Below are 14,411 nucleotides of genomic sequence, written 5' to 3' on the forward strand. Positions count from 1 at the left end.
GAGCGCGTGCGCGTTGCCCGCGGCGAATGAGTTCCACCTCAGGTTGGAGCTAGCTTCTCTAAGCAGATGGTAGCTCCGCTGCAACGAAGTCCAGCCATGTCCGCAATTTTGATTCGAGGTGTTGTCCGGCGTGATACAGCCCAACGATAACCTGGTTATCGAGTGTGTATTGCGGGAAGAGTCGCGTAAGCGTGCCGGCACTCAGATGAGGTAAAGCTACCGATGCAGGCAGGATGCCGATCCCTCTTCCTTCGCAGAGTGCAGCAGCCAATGCATTGACAGAGTTTTCGGAGAAGCTCGAAGTCAAAATCTCGATGACCTCGCTGCCGTTCGGCCCATTAAAGGTTAGATGACTACGGCCTCTCGAAGCTGAAAATTCGACGAAAGCGTGTAGCGAAATCTCGAGAGGGGACTGCGGTCTACCTTGTTTTGCTAGATAACTGGGCGCCGCACATGCAATACCGAAGACGGTTCCAACGCGCTGTCTCGCCCATCCACGCGCGCGGAAGGCGTCTTCCGCGCTCAAAAGCAACGCATCATAGGGTTCATCAAATCCCGGCAAGCCATTTCCGAGCGTAAGTTCAACCTCGACAAGGGGGTAGCGACGCTCGTATGCGGTGACAAGCGGAACGACGTAGTGCTGCCCAAGATGGACTGTTGAATACACTTTGAGCTTACCGACCGGCCGCGCGCGCACATGCGCATCTGCATCACTGATCTCAAGCTCTGCTTGTTCCAGGCAGTCTAGTATTGCGCAGCACCGTGCCCGGTAACGGCGTCCGGTCTCCGTGAGGACCATTCGTCGCGTGGATCGCTGCAGTAGCTTTGCACTCAAGCGGACCTCGAGCTCGGAAATCGCCCGTGACGCACTTGCCGTGGTCGTATCCAGCGCTTGGGCCGCATCGGTGAAACTTCCCAGCTCAACGACCTTCAAGAAGAGTTTCATACTCTGAAGCGTATCCACTTTCCACTCACATCTCGACTATGTGGCGCTGATTCTTGCACTTTTGGCCTAAGGCATTACGAGTGATTCTGTTAACAATATTTTGAGAAAGCATCTCTCCGGTCGCTGGAGGACGAAAAATATAATCGTCCCGTGTAAGCCTTGAGCCTGGAGAATCCCGTGCAACCCCGATCGACAAAGATAGTTTTCGTCACACTGATTGCTGTGGCGAATGCGCTGATGGCCGGCTGTGCGAGCTTCAACCATACGGCGCCTGAGAGCAGTCGGATAGACCCGGCGACGCTTGATGCGGGAGCAGCAATCAGAAGCGCCAACGCCGAGGCGCAGTGGCCGTCGCAACAATGGTGGCACGCGTTGGGAGATCCCCAGCTTAACGGACTGGTCGAGCGATCGCTGGACAAGAATCCTACGCTTGCGGTTGTGCAGGCGCGAGTGCGGGAGGCAGAAGCGGCCGCGGATCTCGCACATGCCTCCCTATATCCACGTGTGGACGGATCGATGGCATTGGGGCGAAAGCATTTTCCCGACAATACCTACTACGGACCCGGTGCCTACAATCACACTACGACCTGGAACAATACGGCTGGGTTGTCCCTTTCATACAACCTGGATTTGTGGGGGCGGGATCACAACGCACTTTTGCGTTCGCTTGACGCATCGCATGCTGCCGCTACTGACGAACGGGCCGCAGCAGTGGAACTCCAGTCAAATGTTGTTCGAACATATCTGACGCTTTCGTTGAGCTTTGCTCTGCGGGATATCGCGGTCTCGACACTGGAGCAACAGGAGCATATAGCGTCCATCGCGCAACGACGGCTTGCCGGAGGCATCGGCACGCGGCTCGACTTGAGTCAGGCGGTCGCGCCTTTGCCTGAGTTCAAGCGGCAAATTCAGGTGTATGACCAGACGATTGCTTTGACGCGAAATCAGTTGGCTGCGCTTACCGGAGACGGTCCGGGCTTCGGCGAATCGATCACCCGCCCGGTTCTTTCATTGGCGACGCATGCACAACTCCCGTCAAATCTGCCCGCCGAACTTGTGGGGCGCCGTCCCGACGTCGTCGCGGCAAAATGGATGGTCGCCGCCCAGGCGCGGGGTATCGATGTCGCCAAGGCTCAGTTCTATCCGAACGTGAATCTTATGGCATCGATCACGCAAATGGCCGCTGGGGGAACATTTCTCACCTTCCTTCATCCTGAAGGCACCGGGTGGATGGCGGGCCCGGCGATCACGTTGCCGATATTCGAGGGAGGCGCGCTGCGGGCCCAGCTTGGAGCTGCTTCTGCGCAATACGATGAAGCGATTAGCCGCTATAACGCCGTGCTGATCTCCGCCCTAAAAGATATCTCCGACCAGGTCGTGAACGTCCGGTCGTTTGATGCGCAGGCGGAAGATTCAGCCGACTCTGTAGCGGCAGCCCAAGATAGTTATCAGCTGGCGGATAAAGGATATCGCCGGGGGCTGACGGATTATCTCAACGTCCTGACAGCTCAAATGCAACTACTAAAAGCGCGTGAAGGGCAGGCTCATGTGCAGGCCTCCCAGCTCCAGGCTTATGCGTCGCTGCAGACAGCGCTCGGGGGCGGCGCAGACATCGCCTTCCAGAGTCCCAATGAGAAACAGATGACTCCGTCCGATCATTTGACGACTTTTGGTTTCAATACATCTTCGAAGCCGGGCGAAAAATGAGCGGTATGAATAGCAGTGCTGCATTCAAAGCCGAGGACTCGCGATTCTTCTCCTTTCAGTCACTCGTAGCAGGCTTTGCGAACTGGTGGGGAACGTCAGGCCCGGTATGGATCTATGTGTCCAAGACAGCGCTGGCAGTCATTCTGGCGCTTCTCATTGCTATGCGGCTGAATTTGCCGCAACCGCGCACTGCAATGATCACGGTCTTCATCCTGATGCAGCCACAGAGCGGGCTGGTTCTCGCAAAGAGCGTGTTCCGGTTTCTCGGCACGGCAGTCGGCCTCTCTGTCATGTTGTTTTTCGTCAGTCTGTTTGCACAACAGCCGGTTCTATATCTGACAGCCGTCGCGACGTGGGTCTGCGTGTGCACAACAGGAGCAGCGCGCAACCGTAATTTCCGCTCATATGGCTTTGTCCTCGCCGGATACACGGCTGCTCTGATCGGTGTTCCCGTCGGCCAGCAGCCGGACGGAGCATTCATATCGGCAATGACGCGTGTTGCAGAGACTTCGGTTGGTATTGTGTGTGCCGGCGCTGTCAGTGCGTTGATATTTCCAAGCTACATCGGCGAGCAGATAAAGACAGTGATGAGAAAGCGCTTCCGCACACTTTCGGAGCATCTAAGCAGTGCACTTAGCGGTACGGTCGAGCAATCCGAGATAGAGCTGGCACACACGTATTTCCTCGAGCAGGTCATTGGTCTTGAGGCCGCCCGTAGTGTGGGCGTATTTGAGTTGCCTGACATGCGAATGCGCGGCAGAAGGCTTGCCCGAGCGAACCTTGAATTTATGAACGTCGCGACAAGGCTGCGTACTCTTCATGAGCAGTGGGAATTTGCACGGAATCAAGACGGCCCGGAGGTCGCGATCATGGACGTGATATTCGGCGAAATAAGTCTTCTTTTAAACCCGGAAGGAAGTCCGATTAAGACCGCTGCGGACGCGGCACATGCGACCGGGCCACTCTCGGCATTCAGAGACGATCTCACAAAGCGCCTTTCTCGAGGGCGCCGAGAGTTGGCGGGACGAGATCAGGCGGTGCTGCGCCGGTTTGATACCTGTGCCGATTTGTTCCGAAGGTTCGTGGATGATCTTGTCGCATATGTGGAAACATACGCGTCGCTGGCGACGCATAGCCACAGACGAGAGACGTGGTCCGGCAGCTTCATCCCGAAGACAAATATGATCGCTGCTGTGATCGCCGGATCAAGGGCCGCACTCTTGACGGGTGTCCTCAGCGCATTTTGGATCGAAACTGCGTGGCCAAGCGGTGGAACGATGGTACTCGCGGCCACAGCCGTCTGTGCGCTTGCTGCAACTTCGCCCCAGCCCGGGCGGTTTTCCAGGCAGATGTGTATCGGCACGACGCTTGCCGTCTTTCTCGGAGGATTTCTGCAATTTGGAGTTTATCCCCGGATAGATGGGTTTCCATTACTCGCCTTCTGCCTCACCCCATTTCTGCTGTTCGGTGCGGTGATGATGGCTCGCCCGAAGACGCTTGGCATTGGCATTGGCTTTTGCATATTTTTCAGCTTCATGGCTGGCCCGGACCTTGTTATGCAATATGAACCGCATTCTTTTATCAACGATAGTGTCGCGCTCATGATAGCCATGTTGGTAGTTTGGCTTTCGTTCGCGGTCGTGTTTCCCACGGACGGGAATTGGTTGAGATGGATATTGCTTCGGGATTTGAGGAGGCAGGTCGTCCATGCGTGCGTAGGCCGCGGCGGCGATCTTGCCGCGCGCTTTGAAAGTGGTTCGCGAGATATTGTCTCTCAAATGAATGCAGTAGCCGCTGGCGGAACCGGTCGGAACGAATCGGCGCGCTGGCTGCTGCTAGTACTCTCGGTCGGGCGGACAGTCATTGACCTTCGTGACGAACTGGCCGAACTGCATGTTTGTCGGACATCGCCGGAAGAGATCAAGGCGTGGAGTTCTAACCTCGGTGGCGTGCTCGGAGCGATCGCTGCGCTGTTCAAGAGAGTCAACAGCAAGCGGTTGACCCACGTGCTGCGGTTGTTGGATACGCTGACTGAAACGACACTGGCGCTGACGAACCGCCCCACGCTCTATCAGGAAGAGCGCGAGAGCTTGTTGCGTTCACTTAGTCTGTTGGAATATCTCAAGGTAACACTCCAAAACGAGAAGTCGCCTTTATCTGACTGTGTCGATTCGCAGATCCGTCGTTTCAATTCAAAATTGAGAAACTCCGACCATGCATCGTGATTTCGCCCTGTTCGACGCCTATGTGCCGACTATTCTTCTCGCGTTCGCGTTGGGTTGTATGTGTACGTGGGTGCTCGATCGAGTGTTGGCATTAACAGGCATTTATCGCCTGGTTTGGCATCCGTCGCTGTTCAGGGCGAGTGTGCTGGTTTGCGTCTGTGGGATTCTCGGTCTGCTCGTTTACTGATATGCGCGCCGAAAACTTAAAAAGGATTTCAACATGATCATGCGGAAATTGATCGGTATCGCGATGACCGCGTTGGTCTTTCTTGTCGCTGTATCGATAGGACGAGTGCTATGGGTCAGGTACATGGACGAACCATGGACCCGGGACGGGAGGATACGCGCGGACATCATCGGCATCGCCCCCGACGTGTCGGGAGCGGTGGTTTCCATGCCGGTAGCCGACAATCAGTTGGTCCATAAGGGCGATCTTCTGATGGAAGTCGATCCGTCGCATTACGCCATTGCAGTCGAACAAGCCAAGGCTGCTGTGGACGCGCATCGTGCTGATCTTGTCAGATTGAAGGCCGATGCCGAACGCAGACAAGATCTGGACAACGACGTGGTTTCGAAGGAAAGTCGGGACAACGCACTGAAAGCGGCGGCAAGCGCGGCGGCACTGCTGCAGCAGGCGCAGGCGCAACTCGATGCCGCGGAACTGAACCTGGCTCGGACCAAAGTCTATGCGCCCGTCGATGGTTATGTCACCAATCTCAATGTGCATCGTGGAGACTATGTAACGGCCGGCGTGCCGAAACTTGCCGTGGTCGACAGTTCCTCTTTCTGGGTCTATGGGTATTTTGAGGAAACTAAATTGCCTCATGTAAAAGTCGGCGATAAGGCCCATGTTCGGCTGATGAGCGGAGGGGAGGTTGTTGGCCATGTCGATAGCATTTCTCGTGGCATCTACGACCGGGATAACCCTGTGAGCAGGGATTTGACCGCCGACGTCAACCCGACATTCAACTGGGTTCGGCTGGCGCAGCGAGTACCGGTGCGCATCCACATCGACAGCGTGGCGCGTGGCGTCGTTCTTTCCGCAGGGACCACCTGCACGGTGACCATCGATACAGATGAAAATCAGAAGGGGGCAGGGCGCATCGGCGGGCTGTTCAAGCCATCTGCTTAGTGATCAGGTGAGAATGCTCCGCTCCCTTAATGCAACCCGGCAGACGGCGGCAAATGGCTGGCTCGTCTGGTTTTGGAACTGACAATGAACGATGACCCATCGCGATACGTCGCTATCGAGGATAGTTTGGGATCTGTTATCACTCGAGCGGCGAGGATAGTGGGTCGCGAAGCGGACCTCGCCGCCCGGAATGTCGGATCGACTTACAGCCAGTTATCGGTGCTGTCCGTTATGAGGCGCAATGACACAACAACCCCGCGCGAAGTTGCGAAAGCGTTGGACGTTGACTCAGGTTACGTTTCACGGGTGCTGGATAAACTGGAGCAATGCGGTTTGCTTGAGCGGAAACGGAGTCTCTCTGACAGGCGTGTGGTGGACATGCGACTGACTAATAGAGGTGGGGCGCTTGCCGCGCAAGCGCCCGCTGTTGTCGATGAGACACTAAACGATCGTCTAAGGCGATTCAGTGGTGCAGAGGTCGAAGAGTTACGCCGCTTGTTGGCGAAATTTGTCGACCGCGCATGAAGTTTCGCCGTCAGCCTGAGGTTGACCATAGGCGTGTTTTAAGCGCAACATCGTGATGAACGGGACTTAGAACTTGTGTCGAATCCCAAGGCGCAAGCCGATCTGCTTATCCGATGAGGACGGCGTAAAGCCGGCGATATTCGCTACAGCAGGTTGGCCCAATGAATCTCGTCCGTTCGCTCGTTGTAGTACGCAGAGGGTATAGATATCGGTTCGCTTTGAAAGATAATAGTCTGCACCTAGATCGAGCTGAATATATTTCGCTCCGCCGTCGCCGGCGACCGAATTGCGCTGAGTATAGTCAAAGGCAACGCCGGCCAGCAGTGTCGGCGTGACCATAGCTCGCACGCTCAACTCCGCGCTGGTGAAAACAGCATTGCCCGAATAGCGCAAAGGATTTGGGCCGGACGAGGACCCTAGCGATTCAAAGCGCGTGTTGGTTACTACCGCACTAACGGTTGTCTGGCTGATCGTGTACGAGGCTCCGCCGCCAATAATCTCTAGCGTTTTGGCAGACGCATATCCTGCTAGACCGGGAGATGCTTCGGGCGCGCTAGGGGAGCCGAAAGAGCCGATGTTGTTGGCAGTCGCCAGTCCCTTGTTAGGCGTATTTCCATAAAAAGAAACGTTCGGATCTCTAGCGTTGAGGTATCCTGCACCCAATGAGAATGAGCCGCCGTTGTAGTTGACTCCCAAAGACCATATTTGATTCTGGGTCTCGCTGCCCGCCACACCGCCAAAACTATATAGTCCACCCGCGCGGATGCCACGGAAGGTTGGTGTCGTGTATTTGATGGAGTTGTTGATACGGTTCGTGTTGCTCAGGTTGTCGACGTCGTTCAGATGCGATGACATATAGCCACCCCAATACCCGGATGCCGAGAACTGCTGGACAGACTCGACCAACGGATCATATTGCCGACCGGCAGTCACGGTGCCTCTATTTTCGGACAATAATCCCACGTAGGCCTGACGTCCGAACTCAGCTCCGCCCTGTGCGAGCGCTCCGCTGTTTGCCATAAATCCGTTTTCGAGGACGAAGATTGCTTTCAGTCCGCCTCCGAGATCTTCGGTGCCGCGCAGGCCCCAGCGACTCCCAGACAGACCAGTGGCGTGCGCGTCGGTGAGCGCAACCTGACTGCCGCCTGTGGGTTGACCATTTAGCTTGCCGGTTTGTGCGTTATTGGTGTATGTCAGACCGACATCGATTAAGCCATATAGCGTTACGCTGCTTTGAGCGTGAGCAGTTCCCGCAGTAAAAGCGATAACGCAGGCAGCAGAATACCTCTTCATGGGGTCTCCAATTCTTATATATGGTTGTGTGCGCCTTGAGGAGGCACACAGGTTACTGCGTTCGCGGCTTAGCGGTGCTGTGTGCCGCTGGTTTTGGAATTAGACGGCAGCGGATTTGGTGCTGCGGATCGCTGGTTGGACTCCGCATGCAAAGATCGCAATTGATGCAATAGCGGCAGGAACAGCAACGAGTAGAAAGAGGAGGGTGAAGCCAATGTTCGCCGAAAGGAGAATTCCGCCAATGAGCGCGCCGCAGACGGATCCAAAGCGACCGACCCCGAGAGCCCAACTTACCCCGGTAACTCTGCTCGCTGTGGGATAGTAGCGAGCCGCAAATGCGTTAGCGCCCACTTGTGAACCGCTAATGCAGAATCCGACGCCTGTGACGGCGGCTGCCAGCAGCGGGCCCTGTGCACTTCCTGTGGCGATGAGGAACGCCGAGCCGGCAGCATAAGCGACACCCAATACGATGGTCGGCGGGAAGCGGTCCATCAGATAGCCAATGAAAAGGGCCCCGACGGTGCCGCCGACCTGATAGAAGATGGCGATCCGCGCCGCAGTGGCGAGCGACAAGCCAGAATGGTGGATCAAGGTCGGCAGCCAGTTCGTCATGAGATAAACGATCAGCAGGCTCATGAAGAACACGCACCATAGCAACAATGTGCCGCGCCGGAATTCGGCGGCAAAGAGCTGTCGGACCGGCGAACCTTCAACCTTGATTTCCTGAAGTGAGAAACGCGTGTTCTCGTCGTAATGAACCGGCGCTATGCGAGAAAGAAGTGGCCCAATTCTAGCCGGCCGACATTCTCGGGAGACCATGAACCGCACGGATTCCGGGAGGAAGATGACCAGGATTGGCACCAAGGCCAAAGGAAGCACGCCACCGAAGAGAAGTACGCTTCGCCACCCGTGGTCTGGCAACAGTTGAGCTGAGACGACACCACCCAAGCCGGAGCCCAGCGTAAATCCACAGAACATCACGGTCGTCAGAAAAGACTTTCGGCGTTCGGGGCAATACTCCGAGGTAAGCGCGATAGCGTTGGGCATCGCGCCGCCAAGGCCTAGACCCGTAATGAAACGAAGAGCGATGAGGAATGCGACGGTTGGCGCGTATGCCGCAGCCAGGCTAGCGAGGCCGAAAAAGGTTACGGTGACGATTAGTGTTTTTTTTCGCCCGACCCGGTCGGCTAACGGGCCGAAAAACAATGCACCGATCATTAGGCCCGCTAGTCCTGCGCCGAACAGACCTCCGAGCACCGCTGGGCCGATTTGCCAGTCATGCATCAGAGCAGGGGCGATGAAGCCGACGCAGGCGGTGTCAAAGCCGTCGACAGCCACAATACAGAAGCAGAGAAACACGATTCGCCACTGAAACACGGAGAAACGCTGGACGTCCAGCCAGGCACGAACGTCGATGACAGGCGATGCACTCTTCATTAAATGTCTCCAGATTCTATTTTTCTGTCTAGCCTCCAAAGTAATCGGGCGATGTTTCCTGCGTCTACGGAACCCAATCGCATATTGCTTATTCACAATAGTTATTTTGCAAGCGGACGCGTGAGATGTTTTCACGACGGCGCGACGCACAAGGCTTCGCCGATTCACGCGGCGCGTCCTCGCGACCTTGCTATTCAGGCTCAACAGTGGATGGCTTGCTATACGATGGTTGTCGCGCTATTGACGGCAAGCGTGACACTTCGCCGGCCCGAAGAAAACTGCACCGCCGTTACCCACCGAAATGGATGAAAGAGGCGAGCGCCATCGTTATCCCTGGGTTGACGCCAAAGTGGTATCGCCGGGCAAGCTACGCTGTGGTGACGTTTCGCTGATCAGCATTGAGCTGGAAAACTGTCTTGCCCCGACGTGCGGATGGAGTTCGCACTAATGCGCACGCAATAAACCGATCTGAGGCCAGTTGTAGATGCGCAGACTTCGAGAATGACGTAGCACCCTCGCCGGCATCTGTTTGTTGTGCCGCGGGCAGTTCGCCCGCTAGGGAATAGCCCGGCGAACAGCGGGAATGACTTCGGCGGCAAGCAGTTCAATCGATTCCTTGACCATCTCGAATGGAAGACCACCGATGTCAAGTTGCGCCATGTAGCGCTGATGTCCGAACAGCTGATATTCCATCAGAATCTTGTCGACGATTTCCTCTACGCTTCCGACGAAGAGGGCACCGCGCGGTGAAGACAAAGCTTCGTAGGCGCTCCATGACATCTCTGCGTGCTCACGGGGAAGATTGTTTGCTATGTAACGCCTGTAGTAGGGGAAGAATGCCTCTCGTGCACGTCGGCCGTCGCGTTGAACATGGAAATGCCCGGAGACGGCCATTTTCAGTTGCGCTGGGGAATGGCCGGCCTCGGCGCCCGCTGCGCGATAAAGGTCGACGAACGGTACAAACTGCTCGGGCATTCCGCCAATGTTGGCAAGATTCAACGGCAAGCCTGCACGGCCGGCACGAATAGCACTCGACGGTGTTCCACCGGCGGCGACCCAGATCGGAATGCGGCCTCGCAACGGTCGCGGCATGATCCGGGCGTCGGACAGAGGCGACCGGTGCATCCCTGACCATGACACAGGCCCCGGTTCATTGATTGCGACCAAAAGGCCCAGCTTCTCGTCAAACAGCGATTCGTAGTCAGTAAGCGAATGGCCGAACAGCGGAAATGACTCGCTATATGCGCCGCGTCCTACCAGCAGTTCGGACCGTCCGCCCGACAGGAGGTCGAGCGTGGAGAACTGCTGGTAGAGCCGGACCGGATCGTCGGAGCTCAGTATGCTCACCGCGCTGGTGAGACGGATCCGTCGTGTCACACTCGCTACTGCGCCCAACACGACCGATGGAAACGATACAGCGAAATCCGGGCGATGGTGTTCGCCCACACCAAAGACGTCGATTCCGGCTTCGTCGGCGATCCTTGCCGCGGCGACGATCTCCTCGAGGCGCTGATGCACGCGCTCTGTGCTGACTTCTCCGGCAGCAAGATCGCCGAACGTGTAAATGCCGAATTCCATTGCGTTATTCCTGTGACGTCGTGATGAGCCGTAGCGTTTAGGCCCCGCGAACAGTCGGTTTCACAGCAAAGACTCCATCGCCAAGCAACGCCAGTGTCGCAGCCGCAATCGCGAGGAAAACCGGGTACTCCCAGCCGCCATTTGGATTGGTAAAGGACCAGCCGTTGCCAAAGTGCACGGTCGAAGCGGCCAACAGCTCAATCGCGGCAACAGCCGCGACGGCGCGCGCATAAATGCCCGTCAGTAGGAAAATTCCACCGACGATCTCGAACAAGATAATCGGCCAGGCAAACCAGCCGGCGAAGCCAACCGATTCGAAGAATTTCGCGGTGCCGGCAGGCGTGAAGACGAGCAGCTTGGTCAGTCCGTGCGCGATGAACATAATGCCCAACGCGAGGCGCAGGAGGAAGGCGGCATAAGGAGCCGTGCGGTTATCGGTCATGATGAAACTCCGGTTCTGGTTAATCGAGATTGGTTTGCTGACTGACCCAACGTGAAAAATCACCGGCTATTTCGGCCGTCAGGGTGTGGCCCACGGAATACAGATGCATTTCATGCGGGACGCCGAGAGTGGTCAACCACGAATCAGCGTGTTCTGCGAACTTTACTGACAGCTTGTCGTCGAGTCGGCCGTGTGCGACGAATGCCGAGAGTCGGGCAAGCTCTTCGGCTGGTGCGAGATGCGGCTCCAGTTCCGGAAGAATACGACCGCTCAGAACGGCAAAGCGCCCCACGTCCTTGGGGGAAGACAAAGCAACACTCGCGCTGAGGATCCCGCCCTGGCTGAATCCCGCCATCAACGCCGGCACAGGTGCGTTCGCGTCGGCACTGGCCATGGAACGGACCAGCCTACGAAGGGTCAGGCGACTTTCGTCCGCTTGGGCCCCATTGATGACGGGTCCTTGCGGGCCGAATCGCACATGGAACCAGGCGTACTGTCCGGCGCCGAGCTCTAGCCGGCCACGCACGAAGACCACCTCTACACGCTTGTCGATGGTGTCTGCAAGCGGTAGCAGGTTAGTCTCATTACCTCCGACTCCATGCAGCAGAAAGAGCCGTGCGGCGGGCTGACCCGTTGCGGGGCGTAGACGGAACGCGAGGCCGGAAGCGGCGTCTTTGTGCAGGATATTCATGATCTGCTCTGCTCGTGTGCTGTTATTTTGCGATCCAGGTGGGTGCGATGGCCGTGCCCAGACCGGCGCCGTAGCCCAGATAGATATTCAGGCCCGCCAGAGGCTCGAGGTAGCGGGCGTTTTTCAACGGACCGGCGTCGATCGGCTTAAAGCCAAGGCTTTCGATGAGTGCCTTGACCGTCTGCCTGGCGTGCGCACTGTCACTGGCGAAGAACACCGGTGCGGTCTGTTCGTGGGCGAAATTCGGCCCGTCGGCTAGAACCTGAGCAAACAGAGTGTTGAATGCCTTGACCAGTTGAACACCAGGGATTGCCTTGGAGATTTCTTCCGCGGCCGACGTGTCATGGCCGACGACCAGGCCCGAATAGTCTGCATTCAGCGGATTGGTGATGTCGATGACCACCTTGCCGGTGAGGTCGCCCAGACCTTGCAGGGCAGTCACGGCATCGCCGTAGCCGGTCGCAAGAATGACGACCTCGCTGTTACCTAGCGCCTCGCCGAGGGGAGAGGCCGTTGCACCTGCGTGCCCGGCCGCAAGTGCTTCGGCCTTCGAGACATCGCGGCCGGTGACGCGAACCGCATGGCCGGCCTTGCTCAGCTGCTTGACGAATGCGGCCCCCATGTTGCCGGTGCCAATGATGGTGACGTTCATATCAATAACCTCTTTAAGCTGACACGTTAAGTAGAAAGCAGCCACATTTATGGTGAGTAGCGGTTCAGCGTCGAATCGCTCGCGGCTCGCCGGTCCAACGGCTAATGACGCGCGTACAACGACTTTGTGGGGGGATTCGCCGCGGACTCGCCAGATTGCGACAATCCGCTGCCCACCCCGCCAAAGGCGGTGTTTTCGGCTCGTGCCGCGCCGTTCCGCGCGGACACACGAGTCTCAGCCGCCTGAACGTCGGCGGGATAGGAGGGGTCTCTGCCGTGGGCGCTATAACCCGCGTTTCTGAGCTGGACCAATTGGTCGAGAACCTGAGCGCGGCTCACTGGCTGGTTTGACTGGCCGAACGCGACGGGAGCGACGAATGCAGTGGCGACAACAATGGCTTGGATGAGCGACTTCATGATGGTTTGCCTCGGAGTTTTTGCCTTTTCGACTGCGAACCTGCCTGTTCGCAGCCGGAGTATTGAAGTCCATTCTATTGATCCAGCAATGGGTGATAAACAGCTATTATCTGGACATATAGTCCCAGTTATCGAGACAATAGAATGGATCGAACTCTTGAAATGAGCGTGTTTACGGCCGTCGTCGAGGCCGGAAGCTTTATTGGCGCGGTCGATGCGCTGAGAATGTCCAAGGCCGCGGTCTCCCGTCATGTCGACTCCTTGGAGCAGCGTCTTGGCGTGCGCCTGCTACAGCGCACCACGCGCCGGCTTTCGCTGACTGAGGAAGGCAGGCTCTTCTATCAACGCTCCAAAGAGATTCTGGTGGCCTTGGACGATGCCGAAACAGAAGTGAGCTCGCGGACGCAGGAACCGAGCGGACTGATCCGCGTCAATGTGCCGTTGACGTTTGGCATCATGCATCTGGCCCCGTTATGGGGTGCCTTCATGGAAACGCATCCGCAGGTCGATCTGGACATTACGCTCAACGACCGCGTCGTGGACCTCGTCGACGAAGGTTACGACCTCGCAGTCCGCATCAGCGCGCTGCCGGACTCATCATTGGTGTGTCGCAAGCTTGCGGAGACGGAGATGCTTGCATGTGCATCACCGGGCTATCTTTCCCGTCACGGCGTTCCGACGCATCCGAAGGAACTGACTGCCCACCGGGTTATGGCGTACTCGCACCTGGCAGGGCGGGATGAATGGAAATTCGAAGGCCCAGATGGCGAGGTGGTCGTACGCACGCGCGCGCGTGTCTATTCAAACAACGGAGACACCTGCCGCGCGATCGCATTGCGCGACGGCGGCATCATATTGCAACCCAGCTTCATGATTGGGGAGGATTTGAAGCGTGGGGATCTTGTGAGAATACTGCCCGACTACCGTTCGGTTGAACTGGGAATTTACGCCGTGTATCCCAGCCGGAAGCAGTTGCCGATCAAAGTTCGCCGGCTTGTCGATTTTCTGTCCGACGCGTTTCTGGAACCAGCATGGGCGGTTACTCATTCACTGTCGCAAAACTGACACGCCGGACCAACTTTGCAATGACCGCGTTGTCCTTGCTGCCTCACCTCAGCGAGCGTCAGGCCGACTGTCACTGGCTCAATCTCGTCAAAAGGGTGTTCAACCCGGGCGATTTCTGAAGTGTCGGTCACGACAGTCTGTGTTCTAGTGCAGATTGCGATTCTCATGGCCCACGCTGTGGCGAGGATTCTCTTTCCGGTCCCTACGCGGAGGACCCGTGTTTTTTTCCATTCCACGTCCTCCGCTCTCCACGATTCTGGATTTGTTTTAATCCGGGAAACTTGGATTTTTGACCGTCCCAA

General features: G+C 56.9%; 14 protein-coding genes. 6 read left to right on the forward strand and 8 right to left on the reverse strand.

What is annotated here, in order from left to right:
- Positions 1-58 precede the first annotated feature (58 nt).
- A complete protein-coding gene (locus tag P0D68_RS18195) occupies positions 59-946 on the reverse strand; it encodes a LysR family transcriptional regulator (protein WP_408298678.1) in 888 nt (295 codons plus the stop codon).
- Positions 947-1,123: 177 nt separating this feature from the next.
- On the opposite strand from P0D68_RS18195, the gene P0D68_RS18200 reads away from it, so the two are divergent.
- From P0D68_RS18200 to P0D68_RS18220, 5 genes are all read left to right on the forward strand, one after another.
- Positions 1,124-2,653 carry an efflux transporter outer membrane subunit gene (locus P0D68_RS18200; protein ID WP_408298680.1) on the forward strand — a complete coding sequence of 510 codons (1,530 nt, stop codon included), beginning with the start codon at positions 1,124-1,126 and terminating at the stop codon, positions 2,651-2,653.
- 5 nt (positions 2,654-2,658) lie between these two features.
- Positions 2,659-4,878 carry an FUSC family protein gene (locus tag P0D68_RS18205; RefSeq protein ID WP_408468736.1) on the forward strand — a complete coding sequence of 740 codons (2,220 nt, stop codon included), beginning with the start codon at positions 2,659-2,661 and terminating at the stop codon, positions 4,876-4,878.
- Positions 4,868-5,065 (forward strand): DUF1656 domain-containing protein, encoded by a 198-nt coding sequence (locus P0D68_RS18210; protein WP_408298684.1) that lies wholly within the window; start codon positions 4,868-4,870, stop codon positions 5,063-5,065. The genes P0D68_RS18205 and P0D68_RS18210 overlap by 11 nt, the downstream gene beginning before the upstream one ends.
- A 33-nt stretch (positions 5,066-5,098) precedes the next feature.
- Positions 5,099-6,010 (forward strand): efflux RND transporter periplasmic adaptor subunit, encoded by a 912-nt coding sequence (locus P0D68_RS18215; protein WP_091808623.1) that lies wholly within the window; start codon positions 5,099-5,101, stop codon positions 6,008-6,010.
- An 84-nt stretch (positions 6,011-6,094) separates the two neighbouring features.
- On the forward strand, positions 6,095-6,535 hold the full coding sequence (locus P0D68_RS18220; RefSeq protein ID WP_408298686.1) for a MarR family winged helix-turn-helix transcriptional regulator: 441 nt from the start codon (positions 6,095-6,097) through the stop codon (positions 6,533-6,535).
- Positions 6,536-6,601: 66 nt separating this feature from the next.
- Here P0D68_RS18220 and P0D68_RS18225 read toward each other — a convergent pair whose 3' ends face one another.
- The 7 genes from P0D68_RS18225 to P0D68_RS18255 form a co-directional block, all read right to left on the reverse strand.
- Entirely contained in the window at positions 6,602-7,828 is a 1,227-nt protein-coding gene (locus tag P0D68_RS18225) for a porin (RefSeq protein WP_408298688.1), read from the reverse strand.
- Between the two features lie 99 nt (positions 7,829-7,927).
- On the reverse strand, positions 7,928-9,265 hold the full coding sequence (locus P0D68_RS18230; protein WP_408298690.1) for an MFS transporter: 1,338 nt from the start codon (positions 9,263-9,265) through the stop codon (positions 7,928-7,930).
- 555 nt (positions 9,266-9,820) lie between these two features.
- Positions 9,821-10,843, reverse strand: coding sequence for an LLM class flavin-dependent oxidoreductase (locus P0D68_RS18235; RefSeq protein ID WP_408298692.1), 1,023 nt, complete (start codon positions 10,841-10,843; stop codon positions 9,821-9,823).
- Positions 10,844-10,880: 37 nt separating this feature from the next.
- Positions 10,881-11,285 carry a DoxX family protein gene (locus tag P0D68_RS18240; protein ID WP_091808634.1) on the reverse strand — a complete coding sequence of 135 codons (405 nt, stop codon included), beginning with the start codon at positions 11,283-11,285 and terminating at the stop codon, positions 10,881-10,883.
- 19 nt (positions 11,286-11,304) lie between these two features.
- The gene (locus P0D68_RS18245) at positions 11,305-11,976 is read right to left on the reverse strand and encodes an alpha/beta hydrolase (protein WP_408298694.1); all 672 of its coding nucleotides are present in this window, start codon (positions 11,974-11,976) and stop codon (positions 11,305-11,307) included.
- A 22-nt stretch (positions 11,977-11,998) separates the two neighbouring features.
- A complete protein-coding gene (locus P0D68_RS18250; RefSeq protein ID WP_408298696.1) occupies positions 11,999-12,628 on the reverse strand; it encodes an NADPH-dependent F420 reductase in 630 nt (209 codons plus the stop codon).
- Positions 12,629-12,729: 101 nt separating this feature from the next.
- Positions 12,730-13,044: a DUF4148 domain-containing protein gene (locus P0D68_RS18255; protein ID WP_408298698.1), complete on the reverse strand. Its 315-nt coding sequence runs from the start codon at positions 13,042-13,044 to the stop codon at positions 12,730-12,732.
- A 144-nt stretch (positions 13,045-13,188) separates the two neighbouring features.
- Between P0D68_RS18255 and P0D68_RS18260 the strand changes: the two genes are divergently transcribed.
- On the forward strand, positions 13,189-14,109 hold the full coding sequence (locus tag P0D68_RS18260) for a LysR family transcriptional regulator (protein ID WP_091808642.1): 921 nt from the start codon (positions 13,189-13,191) through the stop codon (positions 14,107-14,109).
- The last annotated feature ends 302 nt before the right edge of the window (positions 14,110-14,411 follow it).

The sequence above is a fragment of the Paraburkholderia sp. RL17-380-BIE-A genome (assembly GCF_046028085.1).
Lineage (GTDB): Bacteria > Pseudomonadota > Gammaproteobacteria > Burkholderiales > Burkholderiaceae > Paraburkholderia.

What these genes read in the sequence shown, in the direction of transcription:
- P0D68_RS18215 (WP_091808623.1), top strand. Translation starts at nt 5,099, where the DNA reads ATGATCATGCGGAAATTGATCGGTATCGCGATGACCGCGTTGGTCTTT.
- P0D68_RS18230 (WP_408298690.1), bottom strand. Translation starts at nt 9,265, where the DNA reads ATGAAGAGTGCATCGCCTGTCATCGACGTTCGTGCCTGGCTGGACGTC.
- P0D68_RS18245 (WP_408298694.1), bottom strand. Translation starts at nt 11,976, where the DNA reads ATGAATATCCTGCACAAAGACGCCGCTTCCGGCCTCGCGTTCCGTCTA.
- P0D68_RS18225 (WP_408298688.1), bottom strand. Translation starts at nt 7,828, where the DNA reads ATGAAGAGGTATTCTGCTGCCTGCGTTATCGCTTTTACTGCGGGAACT.
- P0D68_RS18260 (WP_091808642.1), top strand. Translation starts at nt 13,189, where the DNA reads ATGGATCGAACTCTTGAAATGAGCGTGTTTACGGCCGTCGTCGAGGCC.
- P0D68_RS18195 (WP_408298678.1), bottom strand. Translation starts at nt 946, where the DNA reads ATGAAACTCTTCTTGAAGGTCGTTGAGCTGGGAAGTTTCACCGATGCG.
- P0D68_RS18255 (WP_408298698.1), bottom strand. Translation starts at nt 13,044, where the DNA reads ATGAAGTCGCTCATCCAAGCCATTGTTGTCGCCACTGCATTCGTCGCT.
- P0D68_RS18240 (WP_091808634.1), bottom strand. Translation starts at nt 11,285, where the DNA reads ATGACCGATAACCGCACGGCTCCTTATGCCGCCTTCCTCCTGCGCCTC.
- P0D68_RS18235 (WP_408298692.1), bottom strand. Translation starts at nt 10,843, where the DNA reads ATGGAATTCGGCATTTACACGTTCGGCGATCTTGCTGCCGGAGAAGTC.
- P0D68_RS18210 (WP_408298684.1), top strand. Translation starts at nt 4,868, where the DNA reads ATGCATCGTGATTTCGCCCTGTTCGACGCCTATGTGCCGACTATTCTT.
- P0D68_RS18220 (WP_408298686.1), top strand. Translation starts at nt 6,095, where the DNA reads ATGAACGATGACCCATCGCGATACGTCGCTATCGAGGATAGTTTGGGA.
- P0D68_RS18250 (WP_408298696.1), bottom strand. Translation starts at nt 12,628, where the DNA reads ATGAACGTCACCATCATTGGCACCGGCAACATGGGGGCCGCATTCGTC.
- P0D68_RS18205 (WP_408468736.1), top strand. Translation starts at nt 2,659, where the DNA reads ATGAATAGCAGTGCTGCATTCAAAGCCGAGGACTCGCGATTCTTCTCC.